The organism is Methanomethylovorans sp., assembly GCF_041305605.1.
Classification (GTDB): Archaea; Halobacteriota; Methanosarcinia; order Methanosarcinales; family Methanosarcinaceae; genus Methanomethylovorans.
The window spans coordinates 1-22,769 of the sequence record NZ_JBFYLB010000116.1; the positions used below are offsets into that span (position 1 = coordinate 1).

Annotated in this window: 25 protein-coding genes; 16 read left to right on the forward strand and 9 right to left on the reverse strand. The window is 42.0% G+C overall.

Translation table 11 applies throughout. From position 1 onward, the window contains the following. The first annotated feature begins 92 nt into the window (after positions 1–92). Positions 93–857: a coenzyme F420-0:L-glutamate ligase gene (locus tag ACCM36_RS07200; protein WP_370573074.1), complete on the forward strand. Its 765-nt coding sequence runs from the start codon at positions 93–95 to the stop codon at positions 855–857. On the opposite strand, the gene ACCM36_RS07205 is transcribed toward ACCM36_RS07200, so the two are convergent. Then, positions 840–1,301 carry a cytidine/deoxycytidylate deaminase family protein gene (locus tag ACCM36_RS07205; RefSeq protein WP_370573075.1) on the reverse strand — a complete coding sequence of 154 codons (462 nt, stop codon included), beginning with the start codon at positions 1,299–1,301 and terminating at the stop codon, positions 840–842. The two genes, ACCM36_RS07200 and ACCM36_RS07205, sit on opposite strands and share 18 nt — an antisense overlap. 104 nt (positions 1,302–1,405) lie before the next feature. Here ACCM36_RS07205 and ACCM36_RS07210 point away from each other — a divergent pair, with 104 nt between their 5' ends. From ACCM36_RS07210 to ACCM36_RS07235, 6 genes are read left to right on the forward strand one after another with little or no spacing between them, the layout of a single operon-like run. Then, complete coding sequence (locus tag ACCM36_RS07210; RefSeq protein WP_370573076.1) at positions 1,406–2,308, forward strand: protein translocase subunit SecF; 903 nt, start codon at positions 1,406–1,408, stop codon at positions 2,306–2,308. Further along, the gene (locus tag ACCM36_RS07215; RefSeq protein ID WP_370573077.1) at positions 2,305–4,017 is read left to right on the forward strand and encodes a preprotein translocase subunit SecD; all 1,713 of its coding nucleotides are present in this window, start codon (positions 2,305–2,307) and stop codon (positions 4,015–4,017) included. Before ACCM36_RS07210 ends, ACCM36_RS07215 begins: the two co-directional genes overlap by 4 nt. Then, positions 4,017–5,060, forward strand: coding sequence for an AAA family ATPase (locus tag ACCM36_RS07220; RefSeq protein ID WP_370573099.1), 1,044 nt, complete (start codon positions 4,017–4,019; stop codon positions 5,058–5,060). The genes ACCM36_RS07215 and ACCM36_RS07220 overlap by 1 nt, the downstream gene beginning before the upstream one ends. A gap of 14 nt (positions 5,061–5,074) precedes the next feature. Then, positions 5,075–6,715, forward strand: a complete 1,641-nt coding sequence (locus tag ACCM36_RS07225; protein ID WP_370573078.1) for a tRNA uridine(34) 5-carboxymethylaminomethyl modification radical SAM/GNAT enzyme Elp3 — start codon at positions 5,075–5,077, stop codon at positions 6,713–6,715. A 15-nt stretch (positions 6,716–6,730) separates the two neighbouring features. Beyond that, a complete protein-coding gene (locus tag ACCM36_RS07230) occupies positions 6,731–7,150 on the forward strand; it encodes a winged helix-turn-helix domain-containing protein (RefSeq protein ID WP_370573079.1) in 420 nt (139 codons plus the stop codon). 24 nt (positions 7,151–7,174) lie between these two features. Beyond that, the gene (locus ACCM36_RS07235; protein ID WP_370573080.1) at positions 7,175–7,945 is read left to right on the forward strand and encodes a MinD/ParA family protein; all 771 of its coding nucleotides are present in this window, start codon (positions 7,175–7,177) and stop codon (positions 7,943–7,945) included. A 1-nt stretch (position 7,946) separates the two neighbouring features. On the opposite strand, the gene ACCM36_RS07240 is transcribed toward ACCM36_RS07235, so the two are convergent. Beyond that, complete coding sequence (locus tag ACCM36_RS07240; RefSeq protein WP_370573081.1) at positions 7,947–8,762, reverse strand: hypothetical protein; 816 nt, start codon at positions 8,760–8,762, stop codon at positions 7,947–7,949. A gap of 349 nt (positions 8,763–9,111) precedes the next feature. Between ACCM36_RS07240 and ACCM36_RS07245 the strand changes: the two genes are divergently transcribed. After that, positions 9,112–9,513 carry a DUF1699 family protein gene (locus tag ACCM36_RS07245; RefSeq protein WP_370573082.1) on the forward strand — a complete coding sequence of 134 codons (402 nt, stop codon included), beginning with the start codon at positions 9,112–9,114 and terminating at the stop codon, positions 9,511–9,513. Positions 9,514–10,141: 628 nt separating this feature from the next. Further along, positions 10,142–10,540 carry a DUF1699 family protein gene (locus ACCM36_RS07250; RefSeq protein WP_333786728.1) on the forward strand — a complete coding sequence of 133 codons (399 nt, stop codon included), beginning with the start codon at positions 10,142–10,144 and terminating at the stop codon, positions 10,538–10,540. A gap of 184 nt (positions 10,541–10,724) precedes the next feature. Here ACCM36_RS07250 and ACCM36_RS07255 read toward each other — a convergent pair whose 3' ends face one another. After that, positions 10,725–10,919, reverse strand: a complete 195-nt coding sequence (locus ACCM36_RS07255; RefSeq protein WP_370573083.1) for a hypothetical protein — start codon at positions 10,917–10,919, stop codon at positions 10,725–10,727. Between the two features lie 80 nt (positions 10,920–10,999). Here ACCM36_RS07255 and ACCM36_RS07260 point away from each other — a divergent pair, with 80 nt between their 5' ends. Both ACCM36_RS07260 and ACCM36_RS07265 read left to right on the forward strand, forming a co-directional pair. Further along, a complete protein-coding gene (locus ACCM36_RS07260) occupies positions 11,000–11,497 on the forward strand; it encodes a hypothetical protein (RefSeq protein ID WP_370573084.1) in 498 nt (165 codons plus the stop codon). 9 nt (positions 11,498–11,506) lie between these two features. Continuing rightward, on the forward strand, positions 11,507–12,907 hold the full coding sequence (locus ACCM36_RS07265) for a DHH family phosphoesterase (protein ID WP_370573085.1): 1,401 nt from the start codon (positions 11,507–11,509) through the stop codon (positions 12,905–12,907). 4 nt (positions 12,908–12,911) lie between these two features. Here ACCM36_RS07265 and ACCM36_RS07270 read toward each other — a convergent pair whose 3' ends face one another. The 6 genes from ACCM36_RS07270 to ACCM36_RS07295 all read right to left on the reverse strand — a co-directional run bounded on the left by ACCM36_RS07270 (position 12,912) and on the right by ACCM36_RS07295 (position 18,345). Next, positions 12,912–13,667 (reverse strand): DUF128 domain-containing protein, encoded by a 756-nt coding sequence (locus ACCM36_RS07270; RefSeq protein ID WP_370573086.1) that lies wholly within the window; start codon positions 13,665–13,667, stop codon positions 12,912–12,914. A 74-nt stretch (positions 13,668–13,741) separates the two neighbouring features. Next, a complete protein-coding gene (locus ACCM36_RS07275) occupies positions 13,742–14,473 on the reverse strand; it encodes a glucose-6-phosphate isomerase family protein (RefSeq protein ID WP_370573087.1) in 732 nt (243 codons plus the stop codon). A gap of 110 nt (positions 14,474–14,583) precedes the next feature. Further along, a complete protein-coding gene (uvrC, locus tag ACCM36_RS07280) occupies positions 14,584–16,407 on the reverse strand; it encodes an excinuclease ABC subunit UvrC (RefSeq protein ID WP_370573088.1) in 1,824 nt (607 codons plus the stop codon). Positions 16,408–16,563: 156 nt separating this feature from the next. Beyond that, positions 16,564–16,839 carry a DUF2769 domain-containing protein gene (locus ACCM36_RS07285; protein WP_370573089.1) on the reverse strand — a complete coding sequence of 92 codons (276 nt, stop codon included), beginning with the start codon at positions 16,837–16,839 and terminating at the stop codon, positions 16,564–16,566. A 201-nt stretch (positions 16,840–17,040) separates the two neighbouring features. Continuing rightward, a complete protein-coding gene (locus tag ACCM36_RS07290; RefSeq protein WP_370573090.1) occupies positions 17,041–17,376 on the reverse strand; it encodes a winged helix-turn-helix domain-containing protein in 336 nt (111 codons plus the stop codon). Positions 17,377–17,553: 177 nt separating this feature from the next. After that, entirely contained in the window at positions 17,554–18,345 is a 792-nt protein-coding gene (locus ACCM36_RS07295) for a ribonuclease H-like domain-containing protein (protein ID WP_370573091.1), read from the reverse strand. 175 nt (positions 18,346–18,520) lie between these two features. Between ACCM36_RS07295 and mdh the strand changes: the two genes are divergently transcribed. From mdh to ACCM36_RS07320, 5 genes are all read left to right on the forward strand, one after another. Then, positions 18,521–19,471 carry a malate dehydrogenase gene (mdh, locus tag ACCM36_RS07300; protein ID WP_370573092.1) on the forward strand — a complete coding sequence of 317 codons (951 nt, stop codon included), beginning with the start codon at positions 18,521–18,523 and terminating at the stop codon, positions 19,469–19,471. A 60-nt stretch (positions 19,472–19,531) separates the two neighbouring features. Next, the gene (locus ACCM36_RS07305; protein WP_292351001.1) at positions 19,532–19,798 is read left to right on the forward strand and encodes a PRC-barrel domain-containing protein; all 267 of its coding nucleotides are present in this window, start codon (positions 19,532–19,534) and stop codon (positions 19,796–19,798) included. A gap of 7 nt (positions 19,799–19,805) precedes the next feature. Next, complete coding sequence (locus tag ACCM36_RS07310) at positions 19,806–20,537, forward strand: tRNA(His) guanylyltransferase Thg1 family protein (RefSeq protein WP_370573093.1); 732 nt, start codon at positions 19,806–19,808, stop codon at positions 20,535–20,537. 54 nt (positions 20,538–20,591) lie between these two features. Beyond that, positions 20,592–21,551, forward strand: coding sequence for a tyrosine--tRNA ligase (locus tag ACCM36_RS07315; RefSeq protein WP_370573094.1), 960 nt, complete (start codon positions 20,592–20,594; stop codon positions 21,549–21,551). A gap of 75 nt (positions 21,552–21,626) precedes the next feature. Then, entirely contained in the window at positions 21,627–22,760 is a 1,134-nt protein-coding gene (locus ACCM36_RS07320; protein WP_370573095.1) for a hypothetical protein, read from the forward strand. The last annotated feature ends 9 nt before the right edge of the window (positions 22,761–22,769 follow it).

Genomic DNA, 22,769 nt, shown 5'->3' on the forward strand with positions numbered 1-22,769 from the left:
CTCAGTCGGGGTAACTATCATCATCGCCGCATCTGTTTATATGTAGATAGGCTTATTTATGCCTAATGACTTGTTAGCACTAGGTGTGATCTTTGAGATTTGAGGCTTTTGCAGTGGAAAATATCCCTTTGATAAAAAAAGGGGATGACATCGCACAGATCATTTGTGAAAGAACCGATATCCTTGATGGGGACATTATAGTTATAGCTTCCACCATTGTTGGGAAAGCCGAAGGAAGGATTTTTTCCCTGGAAGGGATCGTTGCTGGTGCAGAAGCGGTAGAGTTCTCCAAACATACTCGATTTGCTCCCGAGTTCATACAGGCGGTTCTGGAGAGGAGCAAGGAATGCCTGATATCTTCACCGGTACTGCTTGTGGAAATGAGGACTGGTCATATATGCATCAATGCAGGTATCGATGAATCCAATGTTGAAGGTGAAATGCTTCTGGAGCTTCCGGCAAATCCGGATGCAAGCGCTGAATATATTGGGAAGAGGATCGAGAGTTCCACTGGTACACAGGTCAGTGTGATCATTACTGATACAAATGGCAGAGCTTTCAAGCTGGGGCAGACGGGCGTGGCCGTAGGGGTCTACCTTATACATCCTCTGAAAGACTGGAGGGGGCAAAATGATCTTTTTGGGAAAGAGTTGAAGATCACAGAAGAAGCTGTCGTTGATGAGATCGCAGGTGCAGCGAACCTGCTTATGGGTGAAGGTAACGGTGGTTGCCCTGTAGTTATTATACGCGGCCTTAACCTCAGGTCACAGGAGCAAACAACGGTAAAGGAAATGTACAGGTCGGATGAAGAAGACCTGATCAAAAAGAGCCTGAAATATCTAAGGGACAGGGTTTAAGAGCAGGTTCACCAGCTCTACTCCTGCTTCAGCGAAGAACTCTATGGAATCCTTGTCCGGATATGATTGCAGGAACACAACTCTTCTGATATTTGAATTAATGATCATCTTAGCGCAAAGGATGCATGGTTGATGTGTGCAGTACAAGGTTGCAGAATCTATGCTTACGCCGTAAAGTGCTGCCTGGATGATAGCATTCTGTTCGGCGTGCACTGCCCTGCATTTCTCGTGGCGTGTGCCGGATTCTATGTTATTCTGCTGCCTGATGCAGCCAATGTCGAGACAATGGGCCATGTTCCTGGGAGCACCATTATAACCAGTGGAAAGTATTCTTTTGTCTTTGACGATCACAGCTCCGACCTGATTCCGCAGGCAGGTTGACCTTTTTGCCACTACGGTAGCTATCTCCAGAAAGTATTCATCTAATCCGGGTCTTTCTGTCATCGACCTATAAAAATAGCAAGTAGTATATATAAGTTGTAGTGTATTTTGGACACGAAATATAAATCTTAGTTTCCATCACTCTTACACTCTTGGAGCATCAGAAGATGAGTCTATCTCTTACGGAACAACTGGATTCGTTCGTAAGGAAGCACAACGACCGACAATTGCTGGTTTTGCCTGTTGCTACCTTCCTTATAGCCGTATTAATCATTGCCTTCACCTTAGCTACGACCGGAGCACCGGTGAAACTGGGCATGGAATTCAAAGGCGGTACAATGGTCTCTCTGACCACAGATACGCCGATAGCTTCGCTCAATGAAAAGTATTCCACTTATCCTCTAACTGACGTACGACAGACAGGCTCAAGGATCGTCATGCAATTTGGTCCCATGTCTAATGAAGAACAGCTGAGTCTCACCAAGGATGTTACAGATACTTATGAGAATGTAGAGATCCGACAGATCGGTCCGGTGTATGGAAAAGACCTTCAGAATCAGGCTCTAAAAGCAGTTTTTTTCTCATTCTTGGGAATGTCACTGGTTGTATTCGTGATCTTCAAGACTTTCATACCTTCCGGTGCTGTTGTATTATCGGCCTTTTGTGATATTATAATAGCTGTAGCTTTTATGAATCTAGCTGGCATCGAATTATCTCTCGGTACCGTGGCAGCGCTACTGATGCTTATAGGTTACTCGGTGGACAGCGACATTTTGCTTACCACCAGGGTGCTTAAGAGAAGAGGTGAAGTCGAGGAAAATATTACAAATGCTATGGGTACGGGTATAACCATGACCACCACTACTCTTGCAGCCTTGATCGTGATGTACATAGTGGCTACATATTCCTATCTAGTCATACCTTCTTTTTCCCAGATCAATCTGCTTTCGGACATCTCTATTGTGCTCATCTTCGGGCTTGTAGCTGATATTATGAACACCTGGCTGACTAATGTCTCCATTCTGCGTTGGTATGTTCAAAAAGAAGGAGCAAGGAGGAGAAGAGCATGAGAGAAGATGAAGAACCAAAGAGTATATTCAGGGACCTGAGGGTCATAGTATTCATAATTGCTCTTCTGGGGTCGGTAGCTTTCATTCATCCCGGCTATAACTCTGAAGAAGGATTTACGACCAATCTCAAATATGGACTGGACCTGGAAGGTGGTTCATGGTTACAGGTCAAGCTTCAGGGTGCACTGGTACAGGTCGATGGGGACACAAAGATGCTTCTGAAGACCCTTGTAGAACCAGTAATAGGTAATACCATTGAGATTACAGGTTCAACGTCTGCTGTCAATGGAGAAGGACAGGCTCAAGCTCAGGCTATCACTTTCACTACTCCGGCTACTGTTACAAGTGCTCAGATGGATCTGCTGGGTTTAGGTGAATACACCATCGGTAAAGAAAATGAACTGACACAGGTCAAGCTGACCACGTCTAAAGAGGCACTTATTGAGTCCTATCTCGCCAATTCATTGAAGGCTGAGATCGTTCCGATGGTTACTACGGATGGAGTGGAATATGAGATCAGGACAGCTGTCACAGAGCAGCAGATCGAAACCCTGATGAATGCAGTGGGTGGTTCCATCCTGAAAAATGCTGATGGCAGCTCTCGATACAAAGATGGGGTGAGGACAGAGACCCGTGATCTTACCAAAACTATCCTTAGTGAAAAGATGAATTCGCTTGGACTTAAGGACATACCCGTAAAGACAGTAGGTGATGAGTACATCCTTATTGATTTTGCAGGCATTGATCTGGCAACAGCAAGAGAGATCGCAGAAAAACCCGGCAAATTCGAGATACGTATCCAGATAACAGGTAATGAGACAAAACATGTGCTATATGGAGAAGATATAGGGAGTGTCGGTATAGTTGGCTTCAATGAGGAGGATGGGATGTGGTCCACACCTTTTACTCTCAGCGAAACCGGAGCACTGGCTCTGCAGAAAGCAGCTATCGAGGCGGGAGCTACCACCAACCCTATGGGGCATAATCTGGTAATGTTACTTGATGGCAACGAAGTATACAGTGCTCCTCTAAGTAACTCTGCTGCTCAGCAATTGGAAACAGGTCCGATCTATTCATGGCAATCTTCCACAGGCGCTGGAGATGAGGGTAAGGCAAAAGCACAGCAACTTCAGATCCATCTGAGAGCCGGGGCTCTTCCTGTCAATGTGGAGATCATAGGTGCAGGACATGTAGATGCTGCACTGGGAACACAATTTAAGAACGAATCTGTGCTCGCAGGATTGATAGCCCTATTGGCAGTTGCCTTTGTGGTGTACAGGAAATATCACCAAAAGGAAATCCTCATACCTATGGTAGGCACTTCTCTTAGTGAAGTAATAATGATATTGGGAGTTGCCGCCGCCATAGGATGGCAACTTGATCTGCCAAGTATTGCAGGCATTATCGCTGCCATAGGCACAGGTATTGATCACCTGGTTATCATCACTGACGAAGTGCTGTATGAAGGCAAACTGCCTCCTACAAAGGTTTATCTTTCCAGGATAACCAAGGCATTTAGTATAATATTGGCTGCTGCAGCAACAACTGTCATTGCCATGGGTCCGTTGGTATTGATGGGTTTCGGGTCCCTGAAAGGGTTTGCCATAACCACTATAATAGGTGTGTTCATAGGTGTGGTAATAGCAAGGCCAGTCTATGGAAAGATGATAAACGAAGTATTGAAAGATAAAAGTGAGGGTCAGGCCTGATTCAGCAAACAAGTACAAAAGACCTCTGGACCGTTAAGTATAGGCCTTTAAGACTGGAGGAGCTTGTAGGTAATGAAGAATCTGTGAACACTCTTCACAGGCTTGCATTATCGCGTAATGTTCCACACTTGTTATTGTATGGGCCGGCAAACTCTGGAAAAGCCACCGCTGCCTTTGCTTTGGCATATGCACTGTATGGTGAAGGCTTCGAGAGGAATTTCACTTACTTCAATGCGTCTGATTTTTTTGACAAAGGTAAAAGTTACCTGGTCCGGGATAAGAGGTTTACGCGTATACTGGGTACTGATGACCCGAAGAAGATCCAGAAAAGTGTGATCTCCATCTTCAAGGAAATAATCAATGAATATGCAAGTATGGCACCAATAGATTCGGACTATAAGGTCATATTCATAGATAGCTCCGAAACCCTTGACCCAAATGCACAGCATGCATTAAGGCGGATGATGGAAAAATACACAGCAACGTGCAGGTTCATTCTTTCCACCACCCAGCCTTCGAGATTGATAGCACCTCTGCGTTCCAGAGGTTTACAGCTTTTTTTCAGGCATGTATCAGATGAAAAACTGGGCGATTTCATAAAGCATGTAGCTGGAATAGAAGGTTTTCTTATCACGGAGGATGGCATCCAGGCATTGTTATATCACTCACGTGGCAACGTGGCAACTTCACTTAATACATTGCAGGTAGCAGTTCTTCTCGCCCGCGGTGAATCTATAGGAACGCAGGTTATATACGATGCTGCTGTCAGGGAAGAACTAGGTGACATAAGATTGCTCTTTGAGGCTGCTACCGTCGGGAACATAATGGAGGCCAGGAAGGTCATAGACCGTATGCTTGTAGACAACGGTTTTACAGGCTATGAGATACTCGAGCGTCTTCACAGGATCGTCGCGGGGTCCGGAGAACCTGAACACAGGATTGCCAGGTGGACCATTAAGATTGCAGATGCTAACTTTAAAATGTTACAGGCTGCCAATGACAGAATACAGCTTGAAGCGCTTGTGGTAGATTTTTGCAACTAATATCGAATATAATTATGGATACGAATAGTGAATTCACTCTGGCTTGCCGTGAACTCCTGGAAAAAGTACTCAATGGGGAAGTACGAGACCCAGAGCAGTTGGTTAAGGCGAAGAAGCAAGTAAGCAAATATCACAAACTCTCTTCTCTACCTACTAATGCAGATATTATAGTATCTGGGGACGAGGAGGAGCAACTTTTAGTAAGGGAGTTCCTTCGGAAAAAACCCGTGCGTACCATTTCAGGCGTAGCTGTGATCGCAGCTATGACTTCACCTGCTGCATGTCCGCATGGGACATGTGTTCCCTGTCCCGGAGGTCCGGGTTCTTCTTTTGCTTCACCACAAAGTTATATGGGGCAGGAACCCTCTACAATGCGGGCGATCCAATGTGAATATGATCCATACAGGATAACCACTGCCCGTCTTGGGCAATTAAAACAGATAGGTCATGACATTGGAAAAGCCGAATTGATCATAATGGGGGGGACCTACTCAGCTCGGGCTTTGGATTACCAGGAATGGTACGTAAAAAGATGTCTTGAAGCCATGAACGATTTTTTTGGTACCGAATGGCGGGAACATGTCCATTTCATTGGCAAGGATCTTCCTTATATCTCTCTTGAGGAAGTGCAGGAGGCCAATGAAACAGCAAGTGTCCGCAATGTGGGTATGACATTTGAGACAAGGCCTGACTGGGCTAAGGAAGGTCATATAGATATATTATTAAAATTAGGTGCCACCAAAGTGGAGATCGGAGTGCAAACAACCTATGATTTCGTCCTTTCCCGAATTAACAGGGGGCATACTGTTGCAGATACCATCGAAGCGAACAGGGTTCTGCGGGACAGTGCCCTGAAAGTGGGTTTTCACATGATGCCTCATCTGCCGGGTATGGACATTGAAGGGGATGTGCGCAACTTCAAAAGACTATTCAAGGATAGCAGATTCAGGCCGGATTACCTTAAAATATATCCGACACTGGTCACAGAGGGCACAGAACTTCAAAGAATGTGGAAGAATGGGGAATATGAAGCTCTTACAGATGAAAATGCTGTGGGGCTGCTTGCCCGGATCAAATCCTTCCTGCCTAAATGGGTAAGATTGCAGAGGATACAGAGAGATATACCGGCTCACCAGATACTCGCGGGTACCCGCAAAAGTAATATCAGGCAACTTGCTAAAACTGCATTGGAAGAACACGGTGGATCTTGCCGGTGTATCCGCTGCCGTGAAGTAGGTCATAATATTCTTAATGGAATGGAGCCGGATCCTGAGAATATTAAACTCGTCATAGAAAAATATGATTGTTGTGGGGGTCTGGAACATTTCATTTCTTTTGAAGATGTACGGTCGGATATTCTGATAGGTTTTCTGAGACTGAGGTTCCCTCATGATCCTCACAGGCTTGAACTTCAGAATTCGGCACTGGTCAGGGAATTACATGTATACGGATCTATGGTTCCTGTAGGCGAAACTGCAAAAAAGTATGATTGGCAGCACAGAGGATACGGGGCAGAATTGCTTTCCTATGCAGAAGGGGTGGCAAAGGATGCAGGCTTTGAAAAGATATCTGTTATAAGTGGTATTGGGGTAAGAGAATATTATCGTAAGCAGGGTTACATGTTGGACGGAGTCTATATGTCTAAGTGCTTTTAGATACGTTTTTTACCAATGCCTGCTAATGGGTCATGGACAATAATGAAAAGTGATCAGATAGAGAACATGTCGGAAAAAGAGATCCTGGGGAAAATCCTTGAAATACTGATCAGTGTCGATCAGAAAATGGATCGTCTAGTTCCAAAGGGCATATCGATGACCAAAACACAGTCCATGGACAATGAGCAAGAATCTCTCTCCAGTGGTCTGGATGTGATGACATTGCTTTCCTTGCCGGAACATTTGAGGACTACTGCAACGGTATTATTTGAGAGAGGACCGGCTACTGCTGAAGACATCTCAAAGATCACACTTAAGGAAAGAGCTGTGGAAAGTGGTTACCTCAATCAGCTTGTAAGGATGAATCATGTGAACAAATACCGTACAGGTAGAAAGGTATATTTTTGTATAAACGATGATAAGAGAACTGACTGAGGAGTAATATAGCCTTTTTTCAGAATGGGTGATGATGTGGGGGTAACTGTAGCTGTACATTCATCTAAAGGTGGAACAGGAAAAACATGTATATCAACGAACATTGCAGCATTATTGGCTCTTGAAGGTTATGATGTTTGTCTCATTGATATGGATCTAAAAGCACCTTGTTTGTGTACTTTCTTCAATAAATATCCAAAATGGTGGCTAAATGAATATCTTGATGGCAACTGCAACATTGATAATATATTGCATGAGATAGGTCCTCAACTGGGAACTAAGGGCCGATTCATTATAGGTTTGTCCAATCCTGATATAGCCGCGATCAGAAAAATCTCCAATATGGATAGAAAGTGGCAGGCAAAAGCATTGAAATTACTTCTGGATGCCAAAAAATCTATATTTATGAACGGTATCGATGTTTTGATCCTGGATACAGGGCCAGGGGTGGAGTTCGAATCCGTGAATGCCATTGCCATAGCAGATCTGGTACTGTCTGTCATGAAACCTAATAAGGCAAGCTACGTGTGTACCGAACAACTTGTAAAAGGTGTTTATATGACACTGGAAAAGAAATGTTATCTGGTGGAGAACATGAGCCATATGTCATCTATTGATCTATCCGGAAAGAAGGAAGTTTTTGGGATTCCCGTCATTGCATCAATACCTTGTATGTGTGATGTTCCCCAGAAAAACGATACCGATATAATTAGCTTAACTGATCCTAATCATATATTTACAGATTCGGTAAAAAAAATATGCAGCGTTATAGAAGAACACGTATGCAAAAAATGATCTATTTTTTTTCTTGCTTATTAAGGACCTTCTTCACTTCCATCTGCATATATTCTTCAATTGTTCCCTCTTTTATTTCCTGGGCCCTGTCTTCAAAGGCTTTTATATCCTGCAGAATAACACGAACCATTAAGAACAGGACATATACAACAAATGCAGAGCACAGGGCAAGTATAGATCTTTCTACAGGGTATAACAGAGCTACAGAGACAAACATTGCCGGGGGCAGATCATAAAATATAAGGGCTGTTGTGGAACCTACAATGTGATCAGCAAGCACGGCGATGGAAGCTACTAAAAATAGGTATATAAAAAGAAAAAATTTAGAAGAATTAAGTCTTTTGTTATACCTATTCTCAAATTCATAAAATACAACAAGCACCAAAATATGATACCATGGGTAATAGAATACGTTCCTTCCTGTGGAAAAAGCATACCATGCCACGAGTGGGATGGCATAAAGGATTAAGGCTAATTTTATTCTTCCTGAGAGCAAAAGAGCTCCTATCAATGAGGAGAATACAACGAAAAGTGGACTTATGAGATGAAAAGTGTCCTTTTCAAAAAAACCTGGATTACTAAGTCCATGTAACAAAACACCTAAAAAGGATATAGCAGGTCCCAGGATCGGGCCAAAGATCATCCCATTTAATGCACCGAAAGAAACTACTGAGCTGATTCGGGAACCCTCTATCCCTACAACATTTGTAATATCAGGCAACCAGCTTGCAAAATACGTAGCTGTTATGCCAAGTAACACCGAGAATAGTAGAATATCCCTCGACGGACGCATCATTGCCATGAAGTATCTTTTCACAAAAGTACCTTAAAGGAGAACATGATTTAAATCTTATTGTTTTGAATTTTCTTCTATGGCATACATCTAATTATCAAATAGTATTGCAAATGAAGTAAATCTACTCATCTGAAAGTAATTCTATTCAGAAAAAAATTGTACGTTTGTGTGATATCTACTTATCATATGCTAATTAACTTTTATCAATCACTATCAATATTAGTTTAATTTTTTGCTATGTTGTGTCAGTGTATATTGTTTTACAATCATAGTTATCATTAACTATATATATGATAATATACATAAGACTCGCGCGATTGGTTAAAATTTTTATAACAGTTATCAGCTTTATACAAAGCGGGAGGTTAACTTGAAAATAAGAGTAGTAAGTTCAAAAGAAGAGATAGACACCCTGCACCAGAGTGAGGAAATGATACACCTGGCGTTCAGGCCTTCAAATACAGACATCTTTTCAATGGTCTCAAAATGTCCTAAACTCAAGGCTATCCATATGCCTACATCCTATAAGAAAACACTTTCCAAGTCATCTATTATGTTCCTGGAAATGCAGGGTGTAAAAATTCTTGAAGGTGATGTGTGGGGGCACAGAGAAGCAATAGAAGAGTATTCTGAGATTTCACAAAATGTTTATGACCGAATCCGGGAATATAAGGAGAAGGGCATGTCTGATGAAGATATGGTAAAACAAATGAGGACTGAAACCGGTTTAAGTCCTGATATCCTTTCTTTCCTTATACGCAGAACTAAATGAGGGGCTTGTACCCTCCTCTATTTATTCATAAGGATATTTGGATTCCGGACCTTTTGAGTTTCCTTTATATCGTCTTAGTTCTTAAGTTAGCGTTTTTGCTATTCTTTCGAACATCGCTCATCCTTATCTTGAATTAGCAGCTACTTCTACTGTTTGTATATATTTGGCAAAACCTTTTTAAAAGGTGATTTGGTAGATATGCTATTCTTCTATTCAGTATAAAAAGTGAGCCAATATGTATATGTGTATTGCACTTTAGGGTAATAACATTTGTCTTTAAATTTAGTATATGCAAAGAATATGTATACTAATACGCAATTACATTTAACAAAGCTTATATTATAACAATAGATTAAGCCACTCAGAAAAATCTACTATATGTTGGACTATTTACCTTTATATAATATGTTGGCAACTGCTGCATATCTCAATTTTTTAACTTTATGAAATGGTTTTTATGCTATGCTATTCATATAAAAGTAGTTTAATAAACTTTACTCATTATACTACTCGTATAAAAGTAGTTTAATAAACTTTAAATATGAAGTTGTAGATACAAAGAAACAAGGATTACAAAGTATTTTACTTGGTAGAAAACAATATTTTACGATCCACAGAGGTATTAATTATGAAAATAAGAGTTGTCAGTTCCAAAGAAGAGATCAACACCTTGAGCCCAAATGAAGAGATAGTTCACCTTGCATTCAGACCATCTAACACGGACATCTTCTCACTTATAATGAAGTGTCCGCAGGTTAAGGCACTCCATATTCCCAGCTCTTACAAGAGGACTATATCCAACTCTGCAAAGATGTACCTCAAAATGCAGGGTATCGAACTGCTTGAGGGTGACGTATGGGGGCACCGTAAGGACATCAATGAGTACTCTGAGGTTTCCCAGAGTGTGTACGACCGCATAAAACAGTACCGTCTGGATGGAATGCAGGAAGATGATATTGCTGATAAGATGGTCAGAGAGACCAGGCTCAGCCCGGATTTCATCTCATTCCTTATCAAGAGCAACTAATTCTAAATTATGTCATGCCGGTCTATCTGACCAGCAATTTTCTCTCTTTTTTGCTTCTAGCTTCTTACGGTTCTAACTGTATATCTGTAGTACTTCAGATCTTAAACATCAATTTTCTATTTTTTTAGTATAAGCCGAGTGACAGCTAGATACGAGTAAAAAGTTCAAACGGATCTGAATACTTTCACTCCACATCCATCAGCTTAATACCTATCCCGGAAATAAGAAGTATAAATATCATCAAAGAGGCTATGAAACTGTAACTTTCCATCAATGTATTTGAATCGGAAGAAAAGGCAGAATGAGAAATAATAATAAGAGCGATCAAGACCAGCACTGAGCCAGTGGAAGATATGATTTCAAGGGTCTTTTTGTCCATGTGGTCCAATAAGTAGGTAACCTACATCAATTTAACGCACTGGGGCTTTATCAGCTTAACATATCTATTACAGGTAATGCATGACTGAATTTGAGCGAGTACTCGTACGATCATTTAATTCTTTCTTCACTGAAAATGGAGTAAAAGGAATAGCACACAGGGTAAAACAGCATAGGTTTACTCCCCAGTTCCTTGATATACTTGTGGATTCTCTTGATCCGGACTATTATATGGGTATAGAATGCAAAAGCATCTCAGTGGATAAAGGGGCAAAAGCCCTGTATTTTTCTCAGCATTTCACTGTGGACAAAAAAGGCATTCACCAGATTGAACGGATATCTGATTTTCTCAGGCTTTCAGGGCGTGCTGGCTTTCTTGCAGTGGAACTTAGAATGGGAGTGGGTTATTCCCGTGAAGCGTATATAGTACCCTGGACCGAGCTAGCTACTCTTTTCAATACCGAGGGAGAAAATAAGTTATCTATATCTGATTTGAAGGAGTATTCCATGATAGAACGAGAGGGAAACAGGTATCGCATAGATCCGGCAAAATGGAAAGCGGGAAGGGTACTCGGATAAGTGGTTGGAATGTCAGATTGTCTACAGCAAATGAGGATACGCGCAAGAAAATGTGCAGACACGATAAAGGAGAAGAGTGAAGTAAAAGTCGTGTCGCATATAGATGCAGATGGAATTACGTCCGCAGCTATTATCTGCAAGGCACTTGACCGTGCAGGTCTTGAAAACTCTGTCAGTTTTGTAAAACAACTTGACGAAAATACGATATTACAACTTGCTGACCAGAATCCTGAACTTGTTATCTTCACTGATTTGGGAAGTGGAATGCTTGAACCTATTATCTCTTCCGGGTTACAGGTTGTGATATCCGATCATCATCGTCCACGGGGAGATCCTGAAAATCTGGTAAAGGATCACCTTAATCCTCATCTTTTTGGAGCCAATGGTTCTACGGACATAAGTGGTTCCGGAACAACATATTTGCTGGCCAGTGAGCTTGGTGCTAATCGTGACCTTGCAGACCTGGCGATAGTTGGCGCTATAGGTGATATGCAAAACAGGCGCAATGGTCATCTTATAAGTCTCAATAGGGAGATCCTTGAAGAAGGTGTTGCTAACAGAGTGTTGTCATTTGAAAAAGATATAATGCTCTTTGGGAAACAAACAAGACCTATTTTCAAACTGTTGCAGTATGCATCAGATCCGTATCTTCCGGGTCTAACAGGGAGTGAAGATGCTTGTATAGATTTCCTTCATCGTATAGGACTTCGTTTTGGTGAAGACGATCGCTGGCGAAGATGGATAGACCTGGAACAGGGAGAAAAGCAAAGAATAGTTTCTGCTCTTCTGCAGCATGGTCTTTCTTCAGGACAGGAATCCTTCAAACTGGAGAGGCTTATAGGGGAAGTTTATATACTGTTGAATGAACGGGAAGGTACGGAAATGCGGGATGCCACCGAGTATTCGACATTGTTGAACGCAACAGGGAGATATGATCATGCTGAAATAGGGATGGCCGTATGCATGGGGGACAGGGGGGATGCTTATCAGAAGGCAAGTAAATTGCTTACTGAGCATCGATCGAACCTTGTGAATGGCTTGACCTTTGTAAAGGAGAAGGGGATAACAAAGCTTAATAACCTCCAATACTTCGATGCCGGATCAAATATAAGGGAAACAATAATCGGCATTGTTGCAGGTATGAGCACATCAGTTGCTGCTGACAGGAATTATCCGATAATCGCCTTTGCAGATGCAGAAGGGGGTGTGAAAGTCTCTGCAAGGGGTACACAGGATCTGGTAAGAAAAGGGCTAAACCTCTCAGAAGCATTAGCCATTGTATCTGCAGAAGTCGGAGGTGCAGGAGGCGGGCATGATATTGCAGCCGGGGCAACCATTCCTGAGAATTCCAAAGACGAGTTCATCCGCAGGCTTGATTCAATTATTGGTATCCAGATCTCGAAGCAATGAGCGGTCATGCATACTCATTGATATGGCGCAGCTCCTTGATATCAATCACAGTGGACATAGCATTTGTTCTTATATTTATGCCGTGTTCCTGGACAATGGCCATGGGATTAGTACCGCCTATCACAACTATTCCTAAGTGGTCCCTTTCCACAGGCACATCCAGAATGCGTGTATTCGGCTCTCCCACTTCCAGGATACCGGTGATACCAGCATCCATCATATCGGAAAGGATGCGGTCAATATCGTCCCTTGCAGCCATGGGCGCTTCCCTCAGGTTAGCCAGTATTTTTCCAGAGCCTGTTTTGAGCATTTCCGTAACTGATGTGATCTCCTGGGACATAAGCACTTCCAGAGGATCGATCGTAGTACTGTGATATGTGAGCACGTTAGTGAACCTCAGAGGCGTTCCATTCTTTATCTCCACCAATCCGCCAAATCGCGGGTTCACAAGCACACCTTTCTTGAGCAGGATTCCATCTATGGTGATACTGCACACCGTGACAAAACCAACTTCATCCGGACCCACACTGATCCCTTCAATGCTATCTCCTTCATGTAGCACTCTTATATAGGGGCTTACTGATAGGCCACTATTTATAGCCATTTCGAATATTCCCATCACATCATCAAGATCTTTCTTGTCGATAATGGATAGATTGACTATTACCTTACCTTCCCGTGTAACCGGATCAAAAGTTGTTCTGAACATCAGATCTTCTATCTTTGCTGATGTGAACTGGATACAGTAGTTTTTCTGCACCTATAGACCTCAAGGGGACTTATTTGTCTTTCTCATATTATACACTGTCGATACAGATGTGCGAAGTCTTTCATTCATTTTTCAAGTACCTTTGAGAACATTGCACTGTATAAATGCGGATTTTTCAGAAAATCCAGTTTACTGAGGTCGCTGACGAGATTGTACATGTCCTCGCCTTTACCAAGTCCCAGCATTGAAGCATCAGTGGGTTTAAGATAGCGGATAGGTGGTGTTTTAGTATATTTCGGGTTGGGCACATATCCCTTCTCAAGAAGATAATATGCAGCTCCTGCATGCTCTTTAATAGGATGGTACATGGATGAAAAATCACCGCATACCCAATTTGCCATTTTGAGAGTAGTATTGGAGGAATTTATGGTAATATGGCCGTATCCCGGAGGAACTACTACTATGTCTCCAGCCTTTGCTTTAATGACCGCCACATCCTCTATAGTTTCTCCTGCCATCCGTTGGAACAGGTAATTCGCTTCACCTTCCAGTACCTGGTATAGTTCTGAGTAGGAGGTGGAAACTCCCGGTACATTTGGGTGATAATGACCGGCTGTCTTAACATATTCCTTTCCAAGCATCTGAGGAGGAATAACCGTAATGTCGTATCTGAGATGCTGGGACTTTATGGCCTCATGTTCCTTTTCATTCCTGTACATGTCCCTGTACATGTAATAGAGTTCTGTATCCTTTGCTGTCCGGAACCATTCCGTGTCGTATAGGACTCCATCCATATCATGCAGCATCCTTATATCCGGTGCCACTACGTGCCCAAAGAAATTTAGCTCGTTCCCCATTTTTATATCCCTCAGTATATTAATAATTCTCTGAATTGTCACTGTTCAATATCTTAATATCACTGACAACAATATTATTATTGATTCGTATATATATAATCTTGTAAGTTTCACATTTTGTCGCCCTGGCCCCAAGGTCCATGTTCCTGGAATTTTTCCAGTATGCGCAGTGCAAGTTTTTTGTTTACGCCTTCGATCTGGCATAGTTCTTCTATTGTGGCCTGTCCTATCTTTTCCACAGAGCCGAAATGGCTTATTAACGCTCTCTTCTTTGCCTCTCCTATACCACCTATTCCATCCAATATGGAATGTGTAAGCCTTGCTGATCGTCTGCGCCTGTGAGAGGACACTGCGAACCTATGTGCTTCATTTCTTACATGCATGAGGAGTTTCAAAGCATGAGAGCTGTGAGGGAGCACTATTACTTCACCAGGTCCTTTTTTGGTAGTAATTATATGCTCGAACCTCTTGGCAAGGCCAATTATGGGGATGTTTAGACCCAGTTCATCCAGTGAAGCCTTTGCTGAAGATAACTGGCCTGGTCCCCCGTCTATAAGTATCAGATCAGGGAACGCCATTTTTTCATCTTTGAGGCGGGAATAGCGGCGTTTGACCACTTCCCCCATCATTGCAAAATCATCAATACCTTTCACAGTTTTGATGTTATGCTGCCTGTATTTGTTATTAGATGGTTTACCATTCTCGAATACTACCATTGAGCCGACTGAATCGGTACCGGATATGTTGGATATGTCAAATCCCTCTATGTATAAAGGTACTGAAGGCAGCGAAAGCAGTGATTGCAGATCTTTAAGCGATTCCACTGACTCACTGGCCACAGCAGCCTTTAACTGATTCGCCCGCATGGTCATTTCCGCATTCTTAAAAGCCATATCAAGCATCTTCTTCTTGTCGCCCCTCAATGGTACATTTATGTGGACTTCCCTTCCGGATCTTTGTTTCAGCCATGAGGTGATGAGGTCATGGTCAGGGATCTCATATTGTATGAGTATTTCCGGGGGGATGGGTGAATCCAAATAGTATTGCTTTATGAATTGAGAAACCACGTCCGGAAGTGTGGTACCTTCCGCAGAGCTCATAGCAAGGTCAGCCCTTCCTACCATGTTACCATGCCTTACATAGAATATCTGGATGTAAACTGTGTCAACATCCTGGACAGCTGCTATAATATCCCTGTCATCAGTTCCTGAAGTGGCTATCTGTTGCTGTGAGAGCACTTTAACAGCTTCAAGCTGGTCTCTGACCTGGGCAGCTGCTTCGTACTCCTGTCTTGATGCAAGGTCACGCATCCTTTCCTCCAGTTCTTTCACCAACCCGAAGGTCTCTCCCTTGAGGAATTTTATAGCTTCCTGGACATTCTCCATATATTCCTTTTCAGTTATTTTCCTGGCACATGGTGCAAAGCATCTTTTAATGTGGTAGTCCAGACAGGGCCGTGCCTTCTTTTCATTCAGAGGTTGCCTGCACCTGCGTATCCTGAAGACCTGGGAGATGATATCCAGTGTTTTTCTGATAGCACCAGCATTAGTATATGGCCCGAAATACAGGGCTCCATCCATGAGCCTCCTGCGTGTCAGGAAGATCCTGGGATATTTTGAGTTCACTGTAACCTTGACATAGGGATATCTCTTGTCATCCTTCAAGCGTACATTATACCGCGGCCTATACTTCTTGATAAGGTTAGCTTCAAGGACAAGAGCATCAACTTCCGTATCTGTGATTATATATTCCAGATCCTCTATGTGCCTCACAAGTGTTTTAGTCTTTGGGGACAGATTTTTTGATGACTGGAAATACTGGCGGACCCGTTTTCGCAGGGAAAGTGCCTTTCCTACATAGATCACTTCTCCCGAATCGTCTTTCATGAGGTACACACCTGGGAAATCGGGAAGTGAAGATAGGTCAACTGTCATGAGATAGTCTCCAACTATCATTATGTGCAAACGGGAAATATAAATGTGCTATCCTTAACCAAATTCCTGTAGAATAAAATCATAACAAATGAAGCTTTCATTCTTTGCCCGTTGTAGCTAAAAAAAGACATAGGATTTTTAAAAGAGGTTCAACTATTATTTCCCACCAAGGCAATAGTATGAGTTTGAAAGGTTATTTTCTTTATATATCTCGCATCCTCTGCACATACATCCCTTCTCATCAGTAATACATTTACTTTTTCCAAAAGCACAGAATAATGCTTCCATGTGGTCCACTTTTGAAATGTCCTTTTTCATCATGTCCATTGCATTACTTGGCATAGACTTTATTTTGCATGTAAACGTATAGCTTGGACATTTCATACAAAGACACTTCCCTAGATTTTCTTTGCTTTTCTCTACACTCCCCATTCACATCACCTTTGTTTATTTTTTATTAAGGTATCTTCTACAAAACAACTGGCACATAAATATATGTCATATATGCATATTTAAATAAAAGTGCGCAGCATTGTTACTTAACGTTTTCGTTAAATGGACAAATATCACAATATTCAGGTATTATATTTTAAAATCTACGATCAAATCTATTTCCGTTTGAAGATTTTCCTATCAGTGCTCGTGTTTTGATTCAACATTGGCGAGGAAAGCTTCACCACGGACCGTGATACCATATGTCGAATCTCCCTCTTTTTCGATATACAGGGTATCCTCAAGCATATCCAGGTGCAGTTTGGCCTGCATATCATTAAGATCAAATTTATTTTTAAGCTCATCAAAGCTCATTTTTTTCTCACTCAAACTCTTTAGAATATTCCTGCGAACAGGATTCTGCATGGTCATAAGACCTGCTTTATGATCTTCAGTGGGATTTTCTTTAAGCTTCTTCTCTTTCTTTACTTTCTCAAACCATTCCTGCCGTCTTTGCATCAAATCTTTATCAACCATACTAAATCAGTTATCAGTTACCATATAAAATCCTGTTGTCCAGTAAATTAAGGTGTACGGAATATTCAGTAACATTTCTATCTGTTATCTAATTTGTTAATACGTTATATCTGTAAATGTAAAAAAGGGAGATTTTAGATTCTGATGTCTCTTTTTTGTGGTAGAAATTAATCTATCTTATATGTTTTTATTTAGTTCCTTGTTATTTTTAGAACCTATCTCTTGCCCAAATTTATTCTCCAGTAACTTGTCATAGACCATGTCTATGATGGTTTTAAGGTTCACTATATCCTCACGGTTGTATTCCAGCAAAAGGTCAAGAGATCTTTTGTTGCCACGTTCGTACTCTCTCCATAACCGCACTGCATCAAAACCTGATAGACCCGTAGTTTCCTCGCTTCTGGAGATGTCAAGCATTTGTTCTATCTTTTTCAATCCACCGGAAAGACCAATGCGGCGCAGAGGGTACATCAGATCGATGTGCAATTGGTCGAATTCTATATCGGGGAATTCCCTTTTGATAAAAGGCAGGTCAAAGCGGGCACCATTAAAAGTGATGAGCGTTTTGTATTTCGGTAATTCCTCTGCTATTTCCTCAAGATCGATGCCTTTGACGTATGTTCGCGCTTCCTTTCCGTCGTAGATGCCCACTACTGTAATGTTGTCATGGCCAGGAGCAAGGCCCGTGGTTTCAATGTCAATACATGCTACTTTGTCTGAGAAATGGCGGTATGTTCTCCAATGCTCCGAAGAAGGCAGGGAACGGGCGAAGAATGTATGATCTTTGGCTTTGAGCCGGTCAATGGAATCTACTATTCCTGCACAGATGAGACTTTTCTTCTTGTCAGGAATAGGCACATTGTCCTTTTCGCCCAGGAACTCTTTCCATGTTCGTACGCCGCTTGTCCATATTCGTTTCTCTATCGTGGCGCCTATCATGGGAATGTGGATATAAGTGCTTTCTAGCATTCAACCGGCCTCTTCCCCTTAGTATGGATTATTGATTAATAACCATAACGTTATGTGCATATACTGGAACTGATTCCGGAGTTAGACTTAGGGATGAATCATAACTAATATAATATAGGAATAACTTTTATATTAGTGTAGAAATGTCAAAAACACCTAATATAGAGGAATGGACATGAAAAAAATTTCAGTAATAGGCGCAGGTAATGTGGGTGCATCCACCGTGCAGAGACTGGCAGAGAGCAAATTTGGTGACATTGTCATGCTGGACGTAGTACCAGGGCTTCCCCAGGGAAAAGCACTTGATCTTATGCAGGCTGCGCCTTTGATAGGCTATGATGTGAACATCAAGGGAACCAATAATTATGCTGACATAGAGGGTTCTGATATCGTGATCATAACTGCAGGTATAGCACGCAAACCCGGTATGACAAGAGATGACCTGCTAAGCATCAATGCAAAGATCACAAAAGAAGTATGCGGCAACATCAGGCAGTATGCACCAAAGAGTATAGTGGTCACAGTGACCAATCCACTGGACATTATCACTTATGCTGTATACAAATATACGGAATTCGGGAAAAAGAGGGTCTTTGGTATGAGCGGACTTCTGGATTCCACCCGGTTTGCCTCTTTTGTAGCCCAGGAGGTAGGCTGTTCCGTAAAGGATATAAATGCCATGGTCTTGGGAGGGCATGGAGATAGTATGGTTCCCTTGCCACAGTATACAACGGTATCAGGTGTACCCATATCCGAATTCTTGCCACAGGAAACCATCGACAGACTTGTCACAAGGACCATTAACGCAGGCGCCGAGATAGTCAGCCTTCTTAAGGAAGGAAGTGCTTTCTATGCTCCTTCGGCGGCGATTGTAGCCATGGTAGATGCAATTGTAAATGATTCCGGAAGAGTGTTGCCCGCATCAGTTTATCTTGAAGGAGAATATGGGTTCAGTGATCTTTGTCTGGGAGTACCTGCAAAGCTGGGAAAGAATGGTATTGAAAAGGTAATTGAAATAAACCTCACACAAGAACAGATGGCAGCACTTTCAAGCTCTGAAAAGGCTGTAAGATCTGGTATAGAAAAACTAGATATGGGAATACATGAAAAAGCATTTCTAGTATAGCGCTTTTACATACGAATATTCATATATAAGATAAGTAATCTTAAATAAAGAAGGGATAGCATGCGTACGGATTTGACATCACTTTTCGGGCTTAATGTTTACACTGATGCTGGCACATATGTTGGAAAAGTGGCTGACCTTGTGTTAAACGTGGAAGAAAGGAACGTTAAAGGGATAGCCATAACTGACATCAACAGGGATATATTCGATGTGCCTACAAGAGGTGCTATTATTCCTTATAGATGGGTAGTGACCACTGGGGACATTGTTATAATAAGGAGTATTGTTAGTAAGTTCAAGATCAAGAAAGAAAAAGAAGAAGAGTAAAAAGCACATGAAGAAGCGAGAGATCTACAGTGATCTGCGCTGTGCACCTCCATTTATTATCCGTGTAGACGGCAGGACTTTCAGGAATTCATTGTTACGTCTGGGTTTTGAAAAACCCTTTGATAGCAGGTTTGCAGTTTCAATGGGTAACACTGTAGAAATGTTATTTAAGAACAGTGGCCTGTCACCTGTTTTCGGATATACTTTCTCCGATGAGGTCAACCTGTTGTTCAAAGATATGCCATTTGACGGGAGGGTGGAAAAGCTTAATTCCATAGTTCCCAGTTTTTTGAGCAGTGCACTTATATTAAGTTTGAACTTACAGGAACCACTTGCTTTTGACTCCCGCATTGTTCCTGTGTGCAGAGAGCAGATAACAGAATATCTGGACTGGAGGCAGAAGGAAGCTTGGAGGAATTGTATCAATTCCTATGCTTTTTACACTCTTGTATCGAAAGGATCAAGTGAAAAGGAAGCTGCTGCTACCCTTAAAAACAAAAGGTCATCCGATGTCCATGAGTTGCTTTTCAGACATGGTATCAATGTTTCGAAGGTTCCTGCATGGCAGAGGAAAGGAATACTTGTCCACAAAAAGGAATATTCTATTGAAGGGTATAATCCTTTGATGCAGCAGAATACAAGCAGTATCCGCACTAAAGTTGTGCAGAACTGGGACATACCTCTCTTTGCTTCTACTGAAGGGAAAGCTCTCATCAATTCACTGATTGGGGACAGTTAACCATATAAACAGAAAGAGTTTTTATACCAACCAGTATTTACGAATGGTGAACACATGGACAGACTGGAGCTTGTAAAAAGGAACGTACAGGAAATTGTTACAGAGGAAGAACTGGAAGAACTTCTAAATAAGAAGAATAGCCCTGTTGCGTATGTGGGTTATGAGCCCAGTGGCAAGATACATTTAGGCCATGTGCTTACGGTCAATAAATTGATCGACCTGCAGAATGCTGGTTTTCAGATCATAGTCCTGCTTGCAGATGTACATGCCTACCTGAACCAAAAGGGCACTCTGGAAGAAGTACGTAGAACCGCTGATTATAACAGGGATTGTTTCATAGCTTTGGGGCTTGATCCACAAAGAACAAGGTTCGTTTACGGTTCTGATTTCCAGCTGACATCCGATTATATGCTCAATGTACTCAAGCTTACCACTACTGCATCTCTCAATAGGGCAAGGAGAAGTATGGATGAGGTCGGCAGAAAGATGGATGATCCCAAGGTTTCCCAGATGGTCTATCCCATGATGCAGGCAATTGATATCGCTCTTCTCGGAGTGGACGTGGCTGTGGGTGGTATTGATCAGCGCAAGATACACATGCTTGCCAGGGAAGGCCTTCCAGCTCTGGGCTTTAAGTCTCCACTTTGCATACACACACCTATACTTCTGGGTCTGGATGGAAAAAAGATGTCCTCTTCAAGTGATAATTTTATTTCTGTGGATGATTCGGAGGAAGAAATAAATCAGAAGATGAAAAAAGCTTTTTGTCCCGCCGGTCAGGTGACCGAGAATCCTATGCTGGAATTGTTCAGATACCATATTTGTCCCAGGTATGAGGAAATTATATTTGAAAGGCCGGAGAAATATGGTGGAGATCTTGTATGCAAGGGTTATGAGGAGCTTACAGCGGTTTTTTCGGAGGGGCAACTACATCCTATGGACCTTAAGAAAGGTGCTGCTAAGTACATGAACATGATACTTGAGCCTGTCAGGCAGGTACTGAAAGGTATTTGAAGCTCTGACGTCGCAACATATTTAACTGGTCACATACAACAAATAATCAGAATATTCATTCAGGCGGAGGATCGAATGAGGTATACCTATCAGGATTCCACAGACCTGCCCGTACAGCGTGATTTTATTCAGGATATCAATGATCTCATTGAAATAGCAGGGAAAGTCCTCCCCTTGGAAAATGATGCTATTGAGGCAAATGAAATTGAAAAAAAGGCCATTTCCTCTCTGGAGAACAGGATAGTTGGTCTTGAAAAATTTGCTAATGATGTAAAAGCGTATGTAAAATCCCTCTCCCTTAACGCGGAAAATGTGGAGATCCTCGATTGTCATAATGCCATCATGGATGCTTGCGATGAAAGTGTCAGTAATGGTCTTCGGAATCTCAAAAAAGAGCTCGAGCAAAAAAAGAGGGATTATGAGTTCCATATCAACGAACTTGAACAGAAACTGTTCCCGTTGCTCAATTCTCTTTTTGAGAACGGGATATATGGGGATACACGGGCGTATTCGGTTCGCCTTGATAATGGAATCATGCGGGGTGACCTTAAAGCTTCCGTATCCGGTGTAGACTATGAAAGTGAGCTTCTGTATCGGAATGAGCCGCTATTTATGCGGGAAGTTCATGGAAATATCCAGCTTCCTATCTGGACAAAGGCCGGGATCATACATAAGGAAAATAAAGTCAAGATGGTCGATGTAAGTGAGTTCATGATCACTAACATCGATTTTAATGGTACTTCCCATCTTGAGCTGGTTTTTGAGAACAAAAAACAAGATCAGCAATTCAAAATAATATATGACTCTCAGGATATTCAGATCCTGCATGGAAATAGTGATATCACTGCAGATAAAACCTTATCTCAGTCCATAGATATGGATAGGATCGAACCATTGGGTCTTGAGCTTAAGAAATATCTGGAGATGTCCATCACGTCCCAGAAACTAAGGAAGGTAGTGCTTGATGGCAGAGATGCAGTCCGTAACAATGAAGTTTTCGATTGTCTCAAGATCATAATGGAACAATATGGTGACATTGTTCGCGAGTGTATCGACAGAGGATTCGTTAAGAACGAGATAACCATAAAGATAGAGCGTACTGATGGCACGAGGACAGAAAAGTACGTAACAAAAGAAGAACTCTTTAACAAGCTAGCAGAACTTGGCAGCGAAGGCCTTGAACTGGCAAGTATACTGAACGTGGAATGAAAAAAAGGG